Source organism: Alphaproteobacteria bacterium (assembly GCA_024244705.1).
Taxonomy (GTDB): domain Bacteria; phylum Pseudomonadota; class Alphaproteobacteria; order JAAEOK01; family JAAEOK01; genus JAAEOK01.
On record JAAEOK010000080.1, the window covers coordinates 52,893 to 74,083 of the forward strand.

A 21,191-nucleotide genomic window follows, 5' to 3' on the forward strand; every position below is an offset into this window, starting at 1 on the left:
CGATCTGTCAATAGGCGTTTGCACCGGATCGAAGAACAGGACGGAAAAGGTGGAAGGCATAGACAAGATGACGAATCGAGCGACCCGAAACGACCACGACAGGGAGGCCGACGATGTCGAATGATACTTATCGCTGGGTCATGACGGCACCGGGCGCGCCGCTCGAGCGGCGCACTTTCGATCCCGGCCCCCTCAACCCCGACGAGGTCGTCGTCGAGATCGCCGGCTGCGGCGTTTGCCACACGGATCTTGGCTACTACTATGACGGCGTTCGGCTCAACCACGAGCTGCCGCTCGCGCTCGGCCACGAGATCAGCGGCCGGGTCGTGGCCGCCGGCGGCGATGCGGAATCATGGACCGATCGCGCGGTGATCATACCCGCTGTGATTCCGTGCGGGTCGTGCGAAACCTGCCGTCGCGGGCATGGTACGATTTGCCCCAACCAGAAGATGCCCGGCAACGATATCCAGGGCGGCTTCGCCAGTCACATTCGCGTCCCCTCTCATGGTCTGTGCGCCGTCGACGAAAAGCGTCTCGCCGCCGCCGGGTTGGAACTGGCCGACGTTTCGGTCATCGCCGACGCCGTCACCACCCCCTATCAGGCGGTTCGTCAGGCCGAGGTCCATCCGGGCGCCCTGGCCATCGTCGTCGGCGTCGGCGGCGTTGGCGGCTACACGGCCCAAGTAGCCAAAGCTTTTGGCGCCACGGTGGTCGCCGTCGATGTCGACGGCGCCAAGCTCGATGCGCTCTTAAATGAGGGGGTCGCGACGTTCACCGTCAATGCGAGTGAGCTCGACGGTCGCGCGATCAAGAAGGCGATTCAAGCCTTCGCGGCGGAGAACAATTTGCCGGCGACCGAGTGGATCATTTTCGAATGTTCGGGATCCGGGGCCGGTCAGCTCACCGCCTATGGCCTTCTCAACAGGGGCGCCACGCTGGCCGTCGTTGGTTTCACCATGGACAAGATCGAGATCCGGCTGTCGAACCTGATGGCCTTCCACGCCCGCGCGCTCGGCAACTGGGGTTGCGCGACCGAGCTCTACCCCGACGCGCTCGACCTTGTTCTCGACGGCCGGGTCAAGCTCACCCCCTTCATCGAGCGGCGCCCGCTCGCCGACATCAACCAAGTCTTTCAATCCGTCCACAACGGTGAAATCGCGCGCCGTGTGGTGCTCGTCCCCGAAGCCTGAGCAAACCCGGCCATCTGCAATGGGAGCTGAAGAAAAATGACCGCCACACTCTCCGAAGTCATCGGCAATACCGCCCCCGACAACTTGGCTGATCATCGCCTGGTCGGTGATCGCATCGGCGATAATGTTCTGTTTGAGAAACGCGCCGCGAAGACGCCCGATGGACGGGTTGCCGAGGGCCTGTTCAATGCCTGGATCACGCTCGACAATCCGACCCAGTTCAATTCTTACACGACCGAGATGGTCAAGGCCGTGATCCTCGCCTTCCGCGAGGCGTCGGTGTCGCGCGACGTCAACGCCGTCGTCTTCACCGGCAGCGGCCACCAGGCCTTCTGCAGCGGCGGCAACACCAAGGAATACGCCGAATACTATGCCGGCAACCCGCAGGAATACCGGCAATATATGCGGCTTTTCAACGACATGGTGTCGGCCATACTCGGCTGCGACAAGCCGGTCATCTGCCGCGTCAACGGCATGCGCATCGGCGGCGGCCAGGAAATCGGCATGGCCTGCGATTTCTCGATCGCCCAGGATTTGGCCCGCTTCGGCCAAGCCGGACCGAAGCACGGGTCGGCGGCGATCGGCGGCGCGACCGATTTTCTGCCGCTGATGATCGGGTGCGAGCAGGCGATGGTATCCGGCGTTTTGTGCGAGCCGTTCTCGGCCCACCAGGCCTACCGCCTCGGCATCATCATGGACCTCGTTCCCGCGCTCAAGATCGACGGGCAGTTCGTCGCCAATCCGACCGTGGTCAGCGACCGCATGGTCGACGATTTCGGCCGCTTCGTCTTCGGTTTGCCGAAGACCGGTGACGCCCTGGCCGAGGGCAAGGCGCTCCTCAAATCCGGCGACGTCGACCTGTCGCTGCTCGACGACAGGATCGAGGAGCTTTGCGGCAAATTGCTGCTCACGTTCCCGGAATGCATGACCAAGTCCCTGGAAGAATTGCGCAAGCCCAAGCTCGATGCGTGGAACCGCAACAAGGAGAACTCCCGCGCCTGGCTTGCGCTCAACATGATGAACGAGGCGCGCACCGGGTTTCGCGCCTTCAACGAGGGTACCAAGGAAAGCGGGCGCGAGATCGATTTCGTCGCGCTTCGTCAGGCGCTGGCCCGCGGGACGCCGTGGACGCCGGAGCTGATCGAAAGCCTGATGCCGCGCACCCGAGAGGCCGCCGAATGACGGCCCCGCTCAAGGTCTGGCTCGACCGGGACGGCCGATTGCTGCGGCTGCGCCTCGATCGGCCGCCGGCCAATATCATCGATGCCGCCATGATCGGCGCCCTCGCCGGCGCCCTCGATGAACATCTCGGCAATGACGGTTTGGCGGCCGTGGTGCTCGATGCCGAAGGCCCGCATTTCAGCTTCGGCGCCAGCATCGAAGAACATTTGCCGGCGGACTGCGCCGCCATGCTGCATGCGTTGCATGGCTTGGTTCTAAATATGTCCGCGAGCCCGATCCCGATCCTGGTCGCGGTTCAGGGCCAATGTCTCGGCGGCGGGCTCGAGGTCGCGCTCGCCGGCCACCTCATGTTCGTCGCCCCCGATGCCAAGCTCGGTCAGCCCGAGATCCGCGTCGGCGTCTTCGCGCCGGCGGCGTCCTGTCTGTTGCCCGAGCGGGCGCCGCGGGTCGTCGCCGAGGCGATGCTGCTCTCCGGGCAAAGCATCGACGGCGATGCCGCCGTACGGCACGGGATCGCCAACGAAGTTGCGGCGGCCCCGTCCGATGCCGCATTGAAGTGGTTCGACGACAACCTGGCGCCGCTCAGCGCGAGCTCGCTGCGTCACGCCGTTCGTGCCGCGCGCGTCGGCTATACGGAGCGGCTGGCCGAAAATATCGCCCGGGTCGAAACCCTCTACCTCGACAGTCTTATGGCGACCCGCGACGCGGTCGCCGGCCTCGAAGCGTTTCTCGATAAACGCCCGGCCAATTGGGAGCACCGCTAACCATGTCCAGCACCGAAAGCATCATCGCCCGTTGTCAGGCCCTGTTCGACGATCTCGATTTCACGTCGGCGCGCGAGTGGAAGGCGGCCGAGGCGGGCCGCAGAGTGGTCGGCTACATGCCGATCTACGTGCCGCGGGAAATCATCCACGCCGGCGGGATGCTGCCGCTCGGCATCGTCGGCGGCGGCGAGCAGCTCGAGGTCATCCACGGCGACGCCTATTACCAGAGCTATATCTGCCGTATCCCGCGGTCGACCATCGAACTGGGCGTCAGCGGCCGGCTCGATTTCGTCGACGGCATGCTGTTCCCCAGCATCTGCGACGTCATCCGCAACCTGTCGGGGATGTGGAAGCTGATGTTCCCGGAGATCTATGTCCGCTACTTCGACGTGCCGCAGAATTATACCGATTCGATCGGCGGCAACTATTACCGCAACGAGCTGCAGGAGCTGCGCGAAGGCCTCGAGGAGATGGCCGGCATCAAGATCACCGATGAAGCGCTGCGGCGCTCGATCGCGATCTACAACGAGAACCGGCGGCTGGTGCGGCAGGTCTATGAGTACCGGGCCAAGCAGCCGTGGAAGGCGCCGGCGGCGGAGGTCTACCTGCTGATGCGCGCCGGTCTGGTCCTGCCGGTCGAGGAGCACAGCCAGATGCTCCAGGACTGGCTCGCCGCGGTCGAGGCCGAGGACCGGCCGATGCGCGACAATTGCCGCGTCGTGCTGACCGGCCTGTTCTGCGAGCAGCCGCCGCTCAACTTGATCAAGTCGATCGAGCTGTCGGGCTGCTATGTCGTCGACGACGATCTGCAACTGGTGACCCGGTGGCTGACCGCCGACGTGCCTCAGGACGGCGATCCGCTGGAGAATTTGGCGCTGGCCTTCCTGCACCATTCCGAATCGACCTCGGCCAAGTACGAGCCGGACGAGAAGGAAAAGGGCCAATACCTGGTCCGGACCGTCCAACGCACCGGCGCCGAGGGCGTCATCTTCGCCTCGCCCAGCTTCTGCGATCCGGCGCTTCTCGACCGGCCGATGCTGCAGCATGTGCTGAAGGCCGCCAACATCCCCTACATCGCGTTCAAGTACGCCGAGAACTCGGGCCAGATGCAGCCGATCCGCGAGCAGGCTGGCACATTCGCCGATTCGATCAAATTGTGGAGCGAAGCATGAGCACGAAACCCCAAGCCGCGCAGACCGAGGTCGCCAAAGACGACTCGATGCTGAAACAGAAGACGATGATGGCCGGCCACTACGAGCGCCTGACCAGCGCCAAGGAGACCGGCGCCAAGACCTGCTCGACCTTCGTTCCGGGCAATTTGAACGAGTTGATCATGTGCTTCGACCTGCTCAACAACCTGCCCGAAGTCAACGCCATTCAAGCCGGGCTGCGCAAGAAGAGCGGCCTCTATGTGATGGAATCTGAGAAGCTCGGTCATTCCGAGGACGTCTGCACCTACGTCAAGTCGGACATCGGCATGATGGCCAAGGGCAATCTGGCGCCGAACGGCAAGGCGCTGCCCGACCCCGACGTGTTGATGCTGTCCTACACCGGCTGTTTCACCTTCATGAAATGGTTCGAGCTGCTGCGCGAACAATACAAATGTCCGACGATCATGCTGCACACCCCCTATGAGGGCGACGGCAAGATCACCGCCAACATGCGCGACTACATGGTCAAGCAGCTCAAGGAAGAGGTGATCCCGACCCTGGAAGAGGTCAGCGGCGTCAAGTTCGACATCGACCGGCTGCGCGAATACCTGAAGAAGTCGGCGCTGGCCGAGGACGACCTGGTCCACGTGCTGCAGAGCGCCAAGAACAAGCCGTCGCCGATCGATGCCTATTTCGGCGGCATCTATTATATCGGCCCGATCTTCGGCGCCTTCCGCGGCACCGACGACGCCATCGACTATTACCGCACCCTGCGCGAGGAGGTCGACGCCCGCGTCGCCGCCGGCGCCGGCCCGGTCACGCCGGACGGCGACATGGGGCCGGAGAAGTACCGTCTCATCGTCGAAGGCCCGCCCAATTACACCAGCTTCCGCGACTTTTGGAAGATGTTCTATGACGAAGGCGCGGTCGTCGTCGCCAGCAGCTATACCAAGGTCGGCGGTGTCTATGATCTCGGTTTCCGCCACGATCCGGACAATCCGCTGGAGTCGCTGGCCGACTATTGCCTCGGCGTCTATACCAACCGCAACCTGCCGCAGCGGGTCGAGATGCTCGCCGATTATGTCGAGGAATACGAAGCCGACGGCCTGCTGATCAACTCGATCAAGAGCTGCAACAGCTTCTCGGCCGGGCAACTGCTGATCATGCGCGAGGTCGAGCGCCGCACCGGCAAGCCCGCCGCTTTCATCGAAACCGATCTCGTCGATCCGCGCTATTTCTCGCCGGCCAACGTCAAGAACCGGCTTGAAAGCTACTTCCAGATGGTCGACCAGAAACGCGCCAGCGCTACGGCGAGCGGGGTGGCGGCATGAAGTGCTTCATCGGAATCGACCTCGGGTCGACGACCACCAAGGCGGTGCTGATGGACGGCAACCAGCACATTCTCGGCCGCGGCATCACCAACTCGCGATCGAACTACGACACCGCCAGCCGGGTCGCCAAGCAGGAAGCGGTTGTCGATACCCGGATGACGCTGTGCCGGCGCGGGCTGGCCGGCGCGGCGGGGTTGGAGGACGGACTCGACGATTTCCTCGGCGAGCTCGAGCGCAGTTTCCGGCTCGAACAGTTCCTCGACCAGCTCGGTGACCTCGAGGCGACCTGCAAGACCCAGATCACCGGCGACCGTTTCGCCGGCGTCGAGAAGGAAGTCGATGCCGCCCTGGTCGCGATCTTCGACGAATTGCGCGACACGGCACCGGCACTGTTCGCTCCCGGTGCCAAGCGCAAGTCGGATTTCTTCCGCGACATCGCCGGCGCCCATTACCTTCAGGTCGCCGAGAAAGTGGCCAAGGAAGCGGGGCTGCCCTACGAACTGCTGCTCAATGTTTATGACAAGTCGATCATCGACGTCGAAAACCGACCTCCGTCCGAGGACCTGACCGGCAAGTTCGTCGATGCCCTGGTACGCGTTCTCGCCGCAACCAGCGGCGACGGCCGCGATGCCGGCGATATCGAACAGCGGGTCAAGGACGCGTTGGCGATCGAGCTCGAAGAGACCTTTGTCGTCGGCACCGGCTATGGCCGGGTCACGCTGCCGTTCTCGAAGGAACACATTCGCTCGGAGATCCTGTGCCACGGCCTCGGCGCCCACATGATGTACCCGAAGACCCGCACCGTCCTCGATATCGGCGGCCAGGACACCAAGGGCATCCAAGTCGACGCCAGCGGCATCGTCGAAAACTTCCAGATGAACGACCGCTGTGCCGCCGGCTGCGGTCGCTACCTCGGCTATATCGCCGACGAGATGAACATGGGTCTGCACGAGTTGGGCCCGATGGCGATGAAATCGACGCGCTCGGTGCGCATCAACTCGACCTGCACCGTCTTTGCCGGTGCCGAGTTACGCGACCGCCTGGCGTTGGGCGAGAATCGCGAGGACATCCTCGCCGGTTTGCACCGGGCGATCATCCTGCGGGCGATGTCGATCATCTCGCGCTCGGGCGGAATCACCGACCAGTTCACGTTCACCGGCGGCGTCGCCAAGAACGAGGCCGCGGTCCGTGAACTCAAGAAGCTGGTCCAGGAAAACTATGGCGACGTGACCATCAATATCGACCCCGATTCGATCTATACCGGTGCGCTCGGCGCGGCGACGTTCGCCCACCGCGCGGTCGAGGACGGCGCCGCACGGGAAGGAGTTCAGGCATGACCATCACCGCGGGAATCGATGTCGGCACCGGTGCCGTCAAGACGGCCCTCTTCGATGTCGACGGCGACGAAACGAAATGGCTGGCGCGCTGCACCCTGAAGATCCGCCAGCGCGATCCGATGCAACTCGCCGCGCAGTCCTTTGACAGCGTGCTCGCCGATGCCGGCCTGGACCGCGACGATGTCGCCTATGTCGCCACCACCGGCGAGGGCGAAGCGATCCCCTTCCATACCGGGCACTTCTATTCGATGACGACCCACGCCCGCGGCGCCATCTACCTGGTCCCGGAGGCGCGGGCGGCGATGGACGTCGGCGCGCTGCATGGTCGCGCCATCCGAATCGACGAGCGCGGCAAGGTGCTGGGCTACAAGATGACCAGCCAATGCGCGTCAGGCTCGGGCCAGTTCCTCGAGAACATTGCCCGCTATCTCGGCATCGCCCAGGACGAGATCGGGAGCCTGTCGATGCAGGCTGACGAGCCGGAGAAGGTCAGCGGCATCTGCGCCGTGCTGGCCGAGACCGACGTCATCAACATGGTCTCGCGCGGCATCTCCTCGCCCAACATCCTCAAGGGCATCCACCTGTCGATGGCGTTGCGGCTGACCAAGTTGTTGAAGTCGACCGGGGCCGGCAACGAAGTCGTCTGCGTCACCGGCGGCCTGGCGCTCGACCCCGGTCTGATCGCCGCCCTCGAAGAGGAGATGGCGGAACAGAAGATCGGCTCGACGGTGCGGAGCCACCCGGATTCGATCTATGCCGGTGCCATCGGCGCGGCGTTGTGGGGCGCGTTCCGGCATGAAAAACTGGCCCGGCTCGGGGCATTGCCCAAGGCATCCTAGGGCGTGATCGGCTCACGTCGCTACGAAGCGAGCCGTGAATCACGCCCTAGAATTAGGAATTAGAGCAAGATTCACCTTTCAGTTCGGATCGGCCTGAAACGATCTTGCTCTAGGAGAAAGCGAAAGGAGACTGGTCATGGCCCTCAAGATCATCGAAACTTGCACCGCCTGCGACGCCTGCGAGCCGGTCTGCCCGAGCGAGGCGATCAAGGCGGCGGAACCGATCTATATCATCGACGCCTTCCGCTGCACCGAATGCGTCGGCGCCGAGGACGAGCCGCAATGCGTCCTCGTCTGTCCCGAGGCCTGCATCATCCCCGATCCCGATTGGGAAGAGACCCCGGAGCAGTTGCAGGAGAAGTACGATCAGATCCACTCTTGAGACGAGTCGGGCGGGAGGAGGCGGTGGAATGGCGAGAAAATCGGACCAGTGGCAGGATGTTTCCCTGATGACCGAAGACGTCACCTTGGCGCTCCGCCCCTACGGCATCGATCCCGCCGACGGCGAGGCCTGCGCCGCCGTGCTGCGGACGATCGCGAACGCGCTGTCGACGACTGCGGAGCCGGGCCAAGCGCGCCAGTGACCGGTTTCGTCGGCCTGATCACCTGATTCAGGCCTTTGCCTCACCGATTGGTCCCCCACACCGTATTGATTGAGCAGGTCAAAATCGGGCTATATGAACAGTAAGGTTCTCGATACGCGTTACCTTTGGCAGCGGCAGAAGGGACAGCGCGAGGCCAAATTACTCTTCGCCGTTTTAGCAATGCGCAGAATCACAAATGGGGGTCGAGCCGTGCCAAAATTTGGAAGCGTAATCCTAACACTTGCTGTTGTGCTGTCGTCGTCCGGGGCGGGCGCGGGCGAAAGAGTGACGGCTGATGTGGTCGGCGATCCTGCGTACGACCGGCCGATCGAAAAAGTGCAATTCGGCAGTGTTATGCAGGCGTCGATGGAAGGTGACGGCGCGCATCAGATGGCGGACAGTGGCTCGATCACCGCGACCATCCATCTCATAGCCGCACAGGGTATTGGTCCGGCGATCGGTACGATTACGGTCGCGGATGGGGGTCACGGCGTCATGGTGATGCCCGACCTAGTCGGCCTGTCGCCCGGGCTTCACGCATTTCACATCCATCAGAATGGGGACTGCAGGCCCGGCGAGAAGGACGGAAAAATGATCGCGGGCCTCATGGCCGGCGGCCATTACGGCCATGGTTCACATGGCGGCGACAGTCACGGTAAACCAAAAGGTGACCTGCCTGAATTGGTCGTTGCGGACGATGGCAGCGCAACGCAGCCGGTCATGAATCCTCACCTGCATGCGGCGGAGCTGGCCGGACGGTCGATCATGATCCACGGCGCCAGCGAGGCCCAAGGCGGCGGCGCGCGTGTCGCCTGCGGTGTCTTTCCGAAATAGCGATAAGGCTCTAGTCCCGCCGTGCGGCCTCGAAGTCGTCGGCCGCGACATCGGTGAATGGGTCCGTGCCGAGCCGGTCGGCGAGGTCGGGGGTCAGTGTAAACGTGTCGTGACCCATGGCGGCGAGCATCTCCAATTGATCGAGCGATCTCAGGCTCGCCACCAGGATACGGGTGCCGCAGCCGCTCGCCGCGCGAATGCGCACCATGCGCTCGAAGACCGCTTCGGCGTCGTTCCCGGCTTCCGCCAGGCGGCCGAAATAGGCCGCGACGTAAGCCGCGTTCGCGGCGCAGGCGGCAACGACCTGCTGTGCCGAGTAGGCCGCGGTGAGCGTGACCCTGACGCCGTCGCACATGAGCCGGGCCGCCGCCGCCAGTCCCGCCTCGGTCATCGGCACCTTGACGACCACCCGCTCCCACAAGGCGGCGATGGCGAGACCGCTTCGATAGAGCGCGTCGACCGAGCTTCCGGTCGCTTGTATATGTAGCTCGGTGAGCCCGAGCGATTTGGCATCCTCGACGAGGGCCGCATAGGTTGCCGCCTCCACCGGTACCCCCGCGCGCTGGAGGATCACCGGGTTGGTCGTCGCGCCGAACAGCCACCCCTTGGCGTGGGCGCGCCGCCACCGGTCGGATTCCGCACTGTCGATAAAGAGTCGCATCGCCCGGGCGCGTCGTTGGTCGACCGTAGTTGTGGCGCAAAATCTACTCTTTGGCCACCGCCTCCGCGGCCCCGGCGGCTCATGCGAGGCGGTCGATTCGATTTCGGCGAGCGCCGTATCCGATGCGGACCTACACCGCGGTCACGAGACTTCCCGCGACAGCGAGATTCGGGGCGAGGGGACGAAGCCGCAATGACGGAGGAAAGCGAGCAGCCCGCTCGTTTCGCGGCCGTTCCAGTCGACCTCGGTCATCACCGTGTCGACGCGGAGGGTGGCCAGATTGGCCAGCAACTGCGACAGCAGGGCGGTGCCGACATGGCGATGCGCGTAATCGGGATCGACGCCGATGGTGTGAATCACGGCCTCGCGCTGGGTCACGCCAAACTCGCCATAGTCGACATTGGCCATGACGAAGCCGACCGGGTGGTCGTCGATTTCGGCGACGAGCGACAGGCGGATACCGGATTCGTCGAGGGTCTCGGCGAGCTTTCGAATGTAATAGGGGCGACGGTCGCGGCCGGTGATCTTGTGGTCGATCCGGACCAGCGCGTCGAGGTCGCCGGGGACCAGGCTGCGCACCGGCACGGTGTCATGAGAGAGTGCCTCGAAATCGTCGCTCGACGAGGCGCTGAAATCGAGCTCAACGACGTCGGGTTCCTGTTGGGCCATGGTCTGTTTCCTCCGAGCTGTGTGATTCACGGACGGCTACTGCAGAAAGGGCGAGCCGGTATCGCGTTCGAGGACGAGCCGCGGCGCACGGACGAACCCGCTGGCCTCGCAGAACCGCATGAGATCGTGGTCGCGCCAATCGACCTGGGTTTGCATCTCGCGCACGCCCTTATGCTTCATGACCGCGATCAGGCCGTCCATCAGACGGTGGCCGATACCCGCGCCCTGGCGATCGGGATCGACGCCGATGGCATCCAGCACGGCGACGGTCCCGGTGCCGCCGAACTCCCCTTCGAGAAGGTGCGCGAAGGCAAATCCGGCCAGCGCACCATCCCGGTCGACGCCGACATAGATGAAATCCTTCGGCTTCTCCAAGGCTGCCGCGAGGCGCTTCGAAAAGAAGGCCTGGCGCCAGCTTCCCGACAATTTGCTGTCGATGGCGACGACCGCCTGAAAATCATCGATGGTCAATGGCCGGACCTCGCCCACGCCATCTCCCGCTTCGTCGTTTGCTGTCATCCTGTGTCTCCTTCCCTATTAATCGATCGGCCGGTGTTCTCGGCCTAGTACCAGCCCGGCTTGACATGTCCGCCGCCGCTGCCGACGGGTCCGCGAGCCGGCCGGTGCAGGAGCGCGAAGCCCTGGGTGTGGGCGGTCCGTGTGACGATGACGAATTTGAGCGCCCAGCCGGACGCGACGGCGCAGACCGCGGCGAGCGCGGCGGCGACCCCCATCGTTGGCGGAGCGAGCCAGCCGAGCGCGAGCAAGGCGAACGGAAGCATGTGGCCGAGGACCAGGAAGGCCGTCTTCCAGCGTTCGAGCTCATCGAGTGCGCGGACTGGGCAGCCGACGTCGGTCAAGCGTCGATGGTAGATCGAGCCCGAGGCGATGCGAGCAGCGAGCCAGAGCGCCAGCAGCATGGGTGCCCATTGCGGAAGCGACGCGCCGATCGCGGCGATTAGAACGAACAAGCCAGTTCCTTCGGTCAATCCGGTGACGATGACGAGCGGCAGCAGGGCGGGCTCGCGCCACGTTGGAATCCCCTTGGCCGCCTGGAGGATGCGCGCCTGGCAGTAGAGAAAGATCAGGCCGAAGCCGGCGGCGATCACCGTCAGCGTCGGGTCGGCGAACCACACGGCCGTGGCGCCGGCGGCGAACACCGGCAGGGCGGCGTAGGCCTCCCGCGTCATCCACGACCGGGCCGGTTGGCGGTAGACGTTGAGGAAACGGAACGGGCGGCTGATCTCGAGCCACACCAATCCCAAACCGGCGGCGATGAGAATCAGGGCCATTGTCGTCGAGAGCCGCGGATCACCGCCGCCAACCGCGCCGATCGCCGCGGCGCACAACAGACCCGCACCGCTGCCACCACCGATGAAATTACCGGCGGCGCGCCAATCCCAGGCGGTCTGGAGCCGAGGCCCGACGGCGGTCATTTGCGATCCCACAGGTAGTAGAATCCTGGCTCGGTGCCGAGTTCCTCGTGCATGCGGAAATGGGCATTCTCCTCCAACACTTGCGAGACGTTGCTGTCGGGGTCGTCGATGTCGCCGAAATGGAGCGCCTTGGCGATACACGAATTGACGCAGGCCGGGGTCGCGTCGGGATCGACGCCCGGCGTCAATCCCTGGGCGCATCCGGCGTCGACCTTGTCGGCGCAAAACGTGCATTTGGTGGAAACGCCGAGGCGCCGCGGATCGTGGCGCTTCTCTTCGTGCGCCATTGCGTCTTCGCCGTAGGCGAAAGCGGTATCGGTGACCTTGAAGCGCGCGTCATAGGGGCAGGCGACGGCACAATAGGCGCAGCCGATACAGATGTCGTAATCGATGGTGACGATGCCGTCGTCGCGCTGCCGCGTCGCCGTCGACGGGCACACGTCCATGCACGGCGGATTGGCGCAGTGCTGGCAGCCGGTCGGCACGAAGACGCGATGAACGTCGGGGTATTCGCCGACCTCGATGTCCAGCACCCGACGCCATTGCACCCCGGGCAGCGTCGCATTGGCGTGCTTGCACGCCGCCGTGCAAGTCTGGCAGCCGACGCAGCGGCGCAGGTCCGCGACCATGACATATCGGGTCAACGCCGTGTTCCCAATGGTTCGACCGCCACCCGGACCAGATCGGCACCGGATCCGGTTGCATCGGTCAGCCCCATCGACATCGGGGCGACGGTATTCAGGCTCGGTGTGGCAAGGTCCTTGGCGAAGGGCGTTTTCCAGTGGTCGAACTGACCGATCATGAGCAGCGTATCGGGACGGATGCCCTGGCGCAGGATCGCCCGGCCCCGCGTCGCCCGTAGCGCCGAACGGACCTCGACCATGTCGTCGTCGGCGATGCCGAGTTCGGCCGCCCGTCCGGCATTGATCACCACGCCGCCGTGGCCGGCGACGTTGCCCGCGACCTCGTTCATCAGCTGAATGCCGGCGTTGCCGCCCCACGCGTATTGCATGCTGCGCGCCGTCAGCAGCCAGAACGGATAGTCCGCGACATCACCGTCCGCGTCGCCGGCCTCCTTCATCCAGAGCCCGGGGAAATCCTTCCAAGCCGGCAGCGCGCTGTATTCGTCCAACTGCGCATCCCACCACTCGATGCCGTGATCGTGGAGTCGGTTGGCGAGTTCGCGGCCGATGCGCAGCAAACGTTCCTGGTAGGGCAGTTCGAAGCGCAGCCCTTTTTCGACCATGGAGGGATAGAGGTACCAATTGAGCTCGGAAAACGGCACCACCCGATAGCCATGTTCGCGGAACCAATCGAGGCCCTCACCGTCACCACCGCCGAGTTCCGCGCTGGCCGCAAGGCAAGAGCGGTCCCAGATCGTCTCGGCCGGGTAGGCGGTGTCCGGATCGAGACTGTAATCGTAGCCGTCGCCGGACAGCGCGACGCCCGCCGTGCCCTTGTTGATGGCGGCGTTGTAGTCGGCGAGCAGACCGGTGCGCCGGGCGAGCTCGGTCGCGATGTCGGTCATGTCGCGGGTGTCGCCGCGTCCCGCGACCGCGGCCTGGCGGAGGGCGTAGCCTTGGCAGTCCCAAAACTGTTCGACGTATTTGGTCGCCCCGATGCGGATCAGTTGGTCGCTTTCGAGGTCGGTCCGCTCGGGCAGCAGGATGTCCGCCATGTGGTTGGTTTCATCGTCGGTATAGGCGAAGGCGACGACGAACGGGAACCGCGCCATCTTGTCGACGAGACCCGGTCCGTCCCAGTTCGAGATCGCCGGATTGGTGCGATAGACGAACCACAGTTCGGGATAGGTCGCCGGCGGCAGGTTTTCCGGCGGGTCGTCGAGGAACATCCACGCCAGATGGGTGGGGCCGAGGGCCTGGCTCCATGGCGAGTTGGCGGCCAGCGGGACCAGCGTGCGATAGGCGTTGCGCACGTTGGGCCGCCCCTGCCAGTGATCGCGGTCGGTCGGATTGAACGGAAAGTCCATGAACCCGTCGGCGCCGGAGCGAACGCTCTCGAGACGATCGCTCATCGGGCGGTTGAGGCGGATTGTGGTACCGAGGGTGCCACCCGGAACCTCGAGCGCGCCGACCATGCACGCGAGCAGCGTCCGTGCCCAGCAGCATTCGTAGCCGCCCCAGCCGTTGTTGACCGTCTTGCCGAGGGTGATCGCCACCGGCCGGAAGGGGAGCTCGTGGCCGTCGATTTCGATGGTTTCGCCGACACAGGCATTGTCGAGATAGTCGGCGGCGACGCGGCGAACCGATGCCGCCGACACGTCGCAGATCGCGGCTGCCCACTCGGGTGTCCAGGGCGCGGCATGCTCGGCGAGAATGTCGAAGGCGGGCCGGGCGATCGCCGCGTCGTGTCGCCATATCGCCTCGTCGGGCCCGACCTCGATGGCGTCGACCTGATAGTGCCCGGAGAGCGCGGGTTGGGCCGCGGTATCGTCGAACGGCCTGGCGCTCTCGGTTTCGGTATCCCAGACCAGCGGCTTCTTGCTGTCGGGGTCCCGGAGGTAATAGCCGTTGGGCCCGACCAAATAGGGCGCGGCGGTACGCACCGCGAGGAAGTCGAGGTCGAGACGCGTGCGATCGGCTTCGTGCAACAGCACGTGGATCATGGCGAACATGAAGGCGGCGTCGGTCTTGGGCCGGATCGGCACCCACTCGGCGGAACAGGCGCCGGTCACCGACAAATGGGGCTCGACCTGAACGCGCTTGAGACCGCGCTCGCGTGCTTCGGCGTGGCGCCAGACGCCGGCGACCCCGCCCGACGCCTCGATATTGCTGCCGAAAGAGACGAGGTAACGGGTGCGGGGCGTGTCGGGGGTGACGACAAAGGCGCGGTGCCACAGCTCGCCATAGAGATGCTCCGAATGATAGCACTTCACGCCCTGGCCGCTGCCGATGCCGAAATCGATCGGCCCCCAGGCGGCCAGGAAGGCCGGTAGCGTGCCCATGTAGGATTGCGGCGTGCCGCCACCGCCGAAGCTTGCCGCCACCCGTGGATAGCCGGACTCGTCGAGCAGTCCGCGTTGGCGGATGTCGAGAAGCCGCGTGGCGATGTCGTCAAGTGCCTCGTCCCAGCTGATGGGAACGAAGCCGGGATCTTCGTGGCGCCCCTTCTTCGGATTGGTGCGCCGCATCGGGGTGAGGATCCGGTGCGGGTTGTAGGTCTTCTGAATCAGGCCATAGGCCTTGACGCAGACCTTGCCGCCGCCGGGATGCATGTCGGCGGCGCCGAAATTCGGCTCGACCTCGGTGGCGACGCCGTCTTCGACGGTCACGGTCAGCAGGTCAGGACCGGCCACGCATTGGTAGCACCAGGTCGGAACCTTGGTCACCGATCGGTCGGCGACGGTCATGCGGCGCGGGCCTTGGCGGCTTTTGCCGCAAGCCGTTGCTTGGTCTTCTCGAGGTCGATGATGAAGCGATGATGGCGGCAGTTCGCGACCGGCTCGACGGCATCATGGGCCGCGACAACGAGAACGCATCCACGGCCGTCGATTTTCTCCAGGACGGCCGTAATGTCGACCCACATGCCCTCGGGCGTCGCCGCGATGTGGTCGATCTCGACCCGCGTGCCGACCGAGTCTTCGCCGGAATCGAGGTGGTCGAGCAGCAGGTCGCGACAAAGCGCTTCGATGTCATTGACGAGCGCGGGAGTGGAATAGACGCGGTCGTCGTCGCCGATGAATCCGACCGTGCGATCGCGGTCCACCGTGATGCGTTCTGTTTTCGATATGCCCGCTACCAGTGACGCTTTCATTTTGTGCCTCTCATTCAAATCGAACGGATTTCCAGTTCCCTGCCGTGTCGCGTCCGCTAAACCCATATTTCCGCACTTCAATACCGATTTCGGTGTAGACTCTTCAACGCGACCGTCACCAGTATGTTTCAAACGGAGGAATCGGGTCTTTGATCTTGATCAATCCGCGCCCCAGCAGGACCGGGATTTTGCCCGCGATCAATGACCATGGCGTCTAAACCGCCGCAGCGAACGGCCGCCCATCGCATCCGGGACGGGGTCGCCGCCGACGTGACCGCCGTCATCCGGCTCGATGCGCAGGTGACCGGCGTCGCGAAAACGGGATATTGGCACAATCTCTTCGAACGCTATCTCGGCACCCGTCAGCGGGGCCGCTACGTGCTGGTCGCCGAAACCGGGTCCGGTGACGTCGTTGGATTCATTATCGGCGAGGTTCGTGCCTGGGAATTCGGCTCGGCGCCGTGCGGGTGGGTGTTCGCGGTTTCGGTGGCGCCGGGCCTTCGCCTCGAGGGCATTGGCAGCGACCTCTTCGATGCCATATCGGAACGTTTTCGCGCCATCGGCGTCGACAAGATCCGGACCATGCTTTCGCGGGACAATCATCTGCTGATGTCGTTTTTTCGCAGCCACGGGATGATGGCCGGTCCTTATATCCAGCTCGAGAAACCCCTCGACGAGGAATTCGTTGCCGTATTCCGCACAGGGGAGATCGCGCGATGAAGCTGCAGATTTCCAGCCGGCTCGCCGTCTATGCGGTCCTCGAACTCGCCGCCGAGCCGGGCCGGCAGCTATCGGCGACCGAGATCGGCGAGACTTACGGCATCTCGACCCACCACCTGTCCAAGGTGCTGCATACGCTGGGCCGTGCCGGTCTGGTCAGGTCGGTGCGCGGCGCCGGCGGCGGCTATCAATTCTGCGGCAACCCGAAGCGGACGACGTTGATCGATATCATCGGCCTGTTCGAGCCGGTGCGCGGCGACGAGCCGGCGGGACAGGCCGGATATGAGACAGCGGTCGGTGCCGCGCTTGGAATCGTACTCGACGAAATCGATGAGATCGCCGAAGCCACGCTGCGCTCGATCACCATTTCGACGATGCTGAAGATCGTCGCCCGCCAGCGACGTCCCGAGGCCGACCGGACGGCCGCCCAATAGGGCCGGCCGTCGCATTGTCGGCGGCACCGGTTGACGGCAATCAAGGGTGCCAGTCGGAAACCGGACCACATTGTCGTCATGCAATGGTCGTTTCCGGTGCGTTCGCTCGTGAGCCCCCGTTCCGTGCCCATATTCTTGTCCCACGGCTTTCGCCTCTTCTTTTTGGCGGCGCCGGCCTATGCCGCGCTGGCCGTGGTCTATTGGGTCCTCGTGCTGGCCGCCGGCCTGTCGGTACCGCCTCTGTTGGCGCCGTCGGTGTGGCACGGACATGAAATGCTCTACGGCTTTGGTGTCGCGGCGATCGGCGGCTTTTTCCTCACCGCGGCGCCCAATTGGACCGCGGGTACCCCGTTGCGCGGCATGCCGCTGGCGGTCCTGTTCGGCATCTGGATTGCCGGGCGCGCGGCCGTTTGGGGCACCGCGATCGTGCCCGCCTGGCTGGTCGCCGTCGTCGATCTGGCATTCTTGCCCGGTCTCCTGGTCGCCATCTTTGTCCCCCTGGTCGCCAAGGGCCTGCGCCGGCAGCTCGTCTTCGCGCCGATCGTCATCGTGCTGTGGTTGGGCGACGTGTTGCTGTGGGCCGGCGTTCTCGGGGTGTCGGCAGTCGATCCATCGTGGTGCCTGCGCCTTGGCATCTACGCGGTCGTCGTCCTGATCACCGTCATGGGCGGCCGGGTGATCCCGAGCTTCACGGCGAACTATTTGAAACGCCGTGACGAATCCGACCCGATTGTCCCCGCCGCCGCATTGGACAAAGCGGTCATATTGGCCACCGTGGCCGTGCTCGGTCTCGGCCTGGCCGGCGTCGCCGGCGTTGTTGCCGGCACATTGTTCGCGGCCTTGGCGGTCTTGCACGCTGCCCGGATGTCTCGCTGGCAGGGCATGGCAACGTTAGGCGAGCCGATCCTGTGGGCCTTGCATGCCGGGTATGCTTGGTTGGTGATCGGATTCGCGCTGATCGCCGCCGTCGCGTTCGGCGCCCCGATCGCGCCCGACGCACCGCTCCATGCACTGACCATCGGCGGCATGGGCGGACTGATGCTGGCGGTCATGTCGCGCGCCACCCTCGGCCATACCGGCCGCCCGATCGCCGCCGCCGTGCCGGTCGTGGCGGCCTATGTCCTGCTTCACGCCGCCGCCGTCGTGCGCGTGTTCGGGCCGATGGTGGTCCCGCACCTGTACCTCGAGGACATCGCCGTGGCCGGCGCCCTGTGGGCGATTGCGTTCGCTTTGTTTGCGGTTTGGGCGATCCCGATCATGATGCGCCCCCGAATCGATGGGCGGCCCGGATAGCGCTCTCGCGCTAGACCGCGCGCGAATGGCGGCCGCGGCCGCTTTCCAGATAACGATCGAAGACCGCGGCGACGTTGCGGACGAATGGACGCCCCGCCTCGGTGAGGGCAATACGGCGGCCATCCATGTGCACCAGCCCATCGCGCGCGAACTCTTGCAGGGTTTCGAGTTCGGCATCGAAATACGAACTTTCGACGCTGTGAAGGCGAATCGATTCGTCGAGGTCGACGGCCGAATCGCACATCAATCTTTCGATGACCTCGCGGCGCAGACGATCGTCGGCGTCGATGGCAATTCCGCCGGCCACCGGCAGGCGGCCGTCGGCGACCGCATCGCGATAGGTCTTGATCGGCACCGCGTTCTGTACGTAACCCTGGGCCAGGCTGCCGATCGCCGATGCCCCGAAACCCAGGAAAACGCTTGCCGGGTCGACGGTATAGCCTTGGAAATTCCGCTTCAGGCGGCCGTCGGCGAGCGCCTCGCTCATGCTGTCGCCGGCGCGCGCGAAATGATCGAGGCCGACCCGGCGATAGCCGTGCGTGGCGAGGCGTCGCGTCGCCGCGTCGAGCTGCGCCAACCGGCCCGGGCCGTCCGCCAGCGCCGCCGTGTCGATCAGGCGCTGATGCCGCTTCATCCATGGGACATGGGCATAACCGAAGAGCGCGATGCGGTCGGGCGCCAGTTCTACCGCCCTGTCGACGGTACGGATTACGCCGTCGACGTCTTGCCGGGGAAGTCCGTACATGAGGTCGAAATTGATCCGCCCGACACCGTTGCGGCGCAGGTTCTCGACCGCTTCGGCGGTCACGGCGAAGGGTTGAACCCGGTTGATCGCGCGCTGTACCTCGTCGTTGAAATCCTGGACACCGAGACTGGCCCGGGTGACACCTGCCGTGCCGAGCGCACGCGCCATATCCACGGTCAAGGTGCGCGGGTCGACCTCGACGGCGATCTCGGTGGTGCTACCAAGCGCGAACCCTTTACCGATGCGCGCGATGAGGGCGGCGAAGTCCCGTTCCGACAACATGGTCGGAGTGCCGCCGCCCCAATGGACCGATACCACCTCCATCCGAGCCGGCAGCCGGGACGCGACGAGATCGATCTCGTCGCCGAGCGTCGTCGCATAATCCGCGATCGGGGCATAGCGCCGCGCGATCTTGGTGTGGCAACCGCAATACCAGCACATCTCGGCACAGAACGGCACATGGAGGTACAGCGACAGCGATGCCGTGGTCGGCGTTTGGTAAAGCCACGACTCATAGGTGGCGCCGTCCACGCGGTCGTTGAAGTGCGGCGCGGTCGGATAGCTGGTGTAGCGGGGGACCTGCCGGTCCAGGTATTGGCGCTGACGTTCGAGCATGGCCCGAGTCTAATCGCCGCGCCACGGCGCGCGTTGATTTCGATCAAATCCGATATCTCATCGGGCGGTGCGCCGGATTGCGAAATTATCCCTCCGGCGGCGGCGCCGGCTCGATGATTATGGTTACGCTCTCTTCCGGTTCGTCCAGGTCGAGTGTATCGCCGCCCGTCTTGTAGCCGGTCTTGTGGGCGCGAATGACGACGGTGCCGTATTCGACGTCCTTGAAAACCGCTTCGCCGTTGCCGCGCGTAATCTCGCTGAGTTTTCGATCATCGGTCCCGGCGCGGCGGGTCAGCGTCACAGCGACTCCCTCGACCGGGGCGGCGTCCGATCCATCACCGCCATCGCCGATGACGAGGATGGTGATTCTTTCCGTGGTGGCTGTCTCGACGTGCTCCGGGTCGGGCTCGACATTCTCCTCCGGATTAGGCTCGTCATTGTCCTCGGTTGCCGTGTCCTCGCTCTCGGAATCCGCTGGACTAGTCTCCTCAGTGGCGGGCGTATCGCCGTTCTCGTCTTGCGATTCGTCGTCGGCCCATGCGGTGTTGGGCCCACCGATGAGAAGTGGCAGCGTCACTGCCAGGCTCCACATCAATCGGCGCAATCCGAAGGCCGGGGCGGGTTTGCTTGCGGTTCGCACGATTACCGCCTCACTCTTCGTCCACCGCCGTCACGCCAATTCGGCTGGTATCGAGCAGATTCTTGATGACCTCTTCGTAATAAGGCTTCTCCTTGAGGCTAGCGCGGGATTCATGAAAATAGATCAGCGCAAGCTCAGCGCTACCTTGTTCTTCCTTGAACTTGGTCAGAACCACCGCACATCGCATGCCTCCGGAGAGGCGCGTATTGTCGATCATCGGAAAGTCGAAGAAGCCGACCCGGAATATGCCGTAGCTTGCAATCCAGCTATCGTCGTCGGTGGGCGACCAGATACTGAGTTTTACGTCGAGTTCCTTTCGCTCCTCGTAGACGTCGAGGACTTCGAGCTGGAAACCACGACCCGCCAGGATCCGCTGCTCGATCACCACTTTGCTTCCTTTAGGAGACGCGGCGACCTCTTCGAAGCGCACGATTCCCGTGGCCAAGTTATCGTCGCGCTCGAGAGCGGTCGTCTGCTTCCGAATGACTTCGCCCGCGACCTGTTCGAGACGCTTGAGGTAGGTTCGGTACTCCTCCCACCTCTCACTGCCGACATCAGCCTTCGCCTGCTTCTTCCGTATGTTGCTGTACACCGCCTTGAACAGCGGACCGAGATCGAGCACCTCATGAAAATTGTAGGCAAGGATCTCGATGTTGAGTACATCGCGGCTCTCGTCCGATGCCGGGGTCAGAAAGGTCTTGATGATCTCGGCGAACATGTCCTTGCGCAGTGCGCTTTCGGATTTCTCCCGGTTGCTGATCAGATCGGCGAGAAGCCGCTGGTTGGCCTCGACGCGCTGCCGCTCTTCGAGCTGCTTTGCCTCAATCCGCTGTCGATCTTCGAGCTGCTTGGCCTCGATCCGCTGCCGGTCCTCGAGATAATCGCGGCTGATAAACCCAAGCCATACGATAACCGCGCCGGCGAGAACGGCACCCAAGGGTCGCAGCAAAATGTCGAGCTTGTCCCAGAAATCCTTTGGTTCCGCCATCGGA

General features: G+C 64.3%; 23 protein-coding genes. 13 read left to right on the plus strand and 10 right to left on the minus strand.

From position 1 onward, the window contains the following. The first annotated feature begins 113 nt into the window (after window positions 1-113). The 10 genes from had to GY791_14745 all read left to right on the plus strand — a co-directional run bounded on the left by had (window position 114) and on the right by GY791_14745 (window position 9,212). Complete coding sequence (gene had / locus GY791_14700) at window positions 114-1,190, plus strand: 6-hydroxycyclohex-1-ene-1-carbonyl-CoA dehydrogenase (GenBank protein ID MCP4329673.1); 1,077 nt, start codon at window positions 114-116, stop codon at window positions 1,188-1,190. A 36-nt stretch (window positions 1,191-1,226) separates the two neighbouring features. After that, the gene (oah, locus tag GY791_14705; GenBank protein MCP4329674.1) at window positions 1,227-2,372 is read left to right on the plus strand and encodes a 6-oxocyclohex-1-ene-1-carbonyl-CoA hydratase; all 1,146 of its coding nucleotides are present in this window, start codon (window positions 1,227-1,229) and stop codon (window positions 2,370-2,372) included. Then, window positions 2,369-3,136, plus strand: coding sequence for a cyclohexa-1,5-dienecarbonyl-CoA hydratase (locus GY791_14710; GenBank protein MCP4329675.1), 768 nt, complete (start codon window positions 2,369-2,371; stop codon window positions 3,134-3,136). Before oah ends, GY791_14710 begins: the two co-directional genes overlap by 4 nt. Window positions 3,137-3,138: 2 nt before the next feature. Next, window positions 3,139-4,308 (plus strand): benzoyl-CoA reductase subunit C, encoded by a 1,170-nt coding sequence (gene bcrC, locus GY791_14715; GenBank protein MCP4329676.1) that lies wholly within the window; start codon window positions 3,139-3,141, stop codon window positions 4,306-4,308. Then, a complete protein-coding gene (gene bcrB / locus GY791_14720) occupies window positions 4,305-5,618 on the plus strand; it encodes a benzoyl-CoA reductase subunit B (protein MCP4329677.1) in 1,314 nt (437 codons plus the stop codon). The genes bcrC and bcrB overlap by 4 nt, the downstream gene beginning before the upstream one ends. After that, on the plus strand, window positions 5,615-6,955 hold the full coding sequence (bcrA, locus tag GY791_14725) for a benzoyl-CoA reductase subunit A (protein ID MCP4329678.1): 1,341 nt from the start codon (window positions 5,615-5,617) through the stop codon (window positions 6,953-6,955). Before bcrB ends, bcrA begins: the two co-directional genes overlap by 4 nt. Then, window positions 6,952-7,794, plus strand: a complete 843-nt coding sequence (bcrD, locus tag GY791_14730; GenBank protein ID MCP4329679.1) for a benzoyl-CoA reductase subunit D — start codon at window positions 6,952-6,954, stop codon at window positions 7,792-7,794. Before bcrA ends, bcrD begins: the two co-directional genes overlap by 4 nt. Window positions 7,795-7,930: 136 nt before the next feature. Further along, window positions 7,931-8,176 (plus strand): YfhL family 4Fe-4S dicluster ferredoxin, encoded by a 246-nt coding sequence (locus GY791_14735; protein MCP4329680.1) that lies wholly within the window; start codon window positions 7,931-7,933, stop codon window positions 8,174-8,176. A 28-nt stretch (window positions 8,177-8,204) separates the two neighbouring features. Next, window positions 8,205-8,378, plus strand: coding sequence for a hypothetical protein (locus GY791_14740; GenBank protein MCP4329681.1), 174 nt, complete (start codon window positions 8,205-8,207; stop codon window positions 8,376-8,378). 354 nt (window positions 8,379-8,732) lie between these two features. After that, window positions 8,733-9,212, plus strand: coding sequence for a superoxide dismutase [Cu-Zn] SodC2 (locus GY791_14745; GenBank protein ID MCP4329682.1), 480 nt, complete (start codon window positions 8,733-8,735; stop codon window positions 9,210-9,212). 10 nt (window positions 9,213-9,222) lie between these two features. On the opposite strand, the gene GY791_14750 is transcribed toward GY791_14745, so the two are convergent. The 7 genes from GY791_14750 to GY791_14780 all read right to left on the minus strand — a co-directional run bounded on the left by GY791_14750 (window position 9,223) and on the right by GY791_14780 (window position 15,752). Next, window positions 9,223-9,873 carry a transaldolase gene (locus tag GY791_14750; protein ID MCP4329683.1) on the minus strand — a complete coding sequence of 217 codons (651 nt, stop codon included), beginning with the start codon at window positions 9,871-9,873 and terminating at the stop codon, window positions 9,223-9,225. A gap of 141 nt (window positions 9,874-10,014) precedes the next feature. Then, a complete protein-coding gene (locus GY791_14755; protein MCP4329684.1) occupies window positions 10,015-10,542 on the minus strand; it encodes a GNAT family N-acetyltransferase in 528 nt (175 codons plus the stop codon). A 36-nt stretch (window positions 10,543-10,578) separates the two neighbouring features. Then, a complete protein-coding gene (locus GY791_14760) occupies window positions 10,579-11,061 on the minus strand; it encodes a GNAT family N-acetyltransferase (protein ID MCP4329685.1) in 483 nt (160 codons plus the stop codon). Between the two features lie 44 nt (window positions 11,062-11,105). Next, window positions 11,106-11,978, minus strand: coding sequence for a hypothetical protein (locus GY791_14765; GenBank protein MCP4329686.1), 873 nt, complete (start codon window positions 11,976-11,978; stop codon window positions 11,106-11,108). Further along, window positions 11,975-12,622 (minus strand): 4Fe-4S dicluster domain-containing protein, encoded by a 648-nt coding sequence (locus GY791_14770; protein ID MCP4329687.1) that lies wholly within the window; start codon window positions 12,620-12,622, stop codon window positions 11,975-11,977. The genes GY791_14765 and GY791_14770 overlap by 4 nt, the downstream gene beginning before the upstream one ends. Next, window positions 12,619-15,348: a molybdopterin-dependent oxidoreductase gene (locus GY791_14775; protein ID MCP4329688.1), complete on the minus strand. Its 2,730-nt coding sequence runs from the start codon at window positions 15,346-15,348 to the stop codon at window positions 12,619-12,621. Before GY791_14775 ends, GY791_14770 begins: the two co-directional genes overlap by 4 nt. Next, the gene (locus GY791_14780) at window positions 15,345-15,752 is read right to left on the minus strand and encodes a LysR family transcriptional regulator (GenBank protein ID MCP4329689.1); all 408 of its coding nucleotides are present in this window, start codon (window positions 15,750-15,752) and stop codon (window positions 15,345-15,347) included. The genes GY791_14775 and GY791_14780 overlap by 4 nt, the downstream gene beginning before the upstream one ends. Window positions 15,753-15,959: 207 nt before the next feature. Here GY791_14780 and GY791_14785 point away from each other — a divergent pair, with 207 nt between their 5' ends. The 3 genes from GY791_14785 to GY791_14795 all read left to right on the plus strand — a co-directional run bounded on the left by GY791_14785 (window position 15,960) and on the right by GY791_14795 (window position 18,199). Beyond that, window positions 15,960-16,472, plus strand: coding sequence for a GNAT family N-acetyltransferase (locus GY791_14785; protein MCP4329690.1), 513 nt, complete (start codon window positions 15,960-15,962; stop codon window positions 16,470-16,472). Then, a complete protein-coding gene (locus GY791_14790; GenBank protein MCP4329691.1) occupies window positions 16,469-16,906 on the plus strand; it encodes an Rrf2 family transcriptional regulator in 438 nt (145 codons plus the stop codon). Before GY791_14785 ends, GY791_14790 begins: the two co-directional genes overlap by 4 nt. A gap of 108 nt (window positions 16,907-17,014) precedes the next feature. Further along, entirely contained in the window at window positions 17,015-18,199 is a 1,185-nt protein-coding gene (locus tag GY791_14795; protein ID MCP4329692.1) for an NnrS family protein, read from the plus strand. A 10-nt stretch (window positions 18,200-18,209) separates the two neighbouring features. Here the strand turns inward: GY791_14795 and hemN are convergent, their stop codons facing one another. The 3 genes from hemN to GY791_14810 form a co-directional block, all read right to left on the minus strand. Then, a complete protein-coding gene (gene hemN, locus GY791_14800) occupies window positions 18,210-19,559 on the minus strand; it encodes an oxygen-independent coproporphyrinogen III oxidase (GenBank protein ID MCP4329693.1) in 1,350 nt (449 codons plus the stop codon). Window positions 19,560-19,644: 85 nt separating this feature from the next. Next, window positions 19,645-20,199 (minus strand): hypothetical protein, encoded by a 555-nt coding sequence (locus GY791_14805; GenBank protein MCP4329694.1) that lies wholly within the window; start codon window positions 20,197-20,199, stop codon window positions 19,645-19,647. A 10-nt stretch (window positions 20,200-20,209) separates the two neighbouring features. Further along, the gene (locus GY791_14810) at window positions 20,210-21,187 is read right to left on the minus strand and encodes a hypothetical protein (GenBank protein MCP4329695.1); all 978 of its coding nucleotides are present in this window, start codon (window positions 21,185-21,187) and stop codon (window positions 20,210-20,212) included. Window positions 21,188-21,191 lie beyond the last annotated feature (4 nt).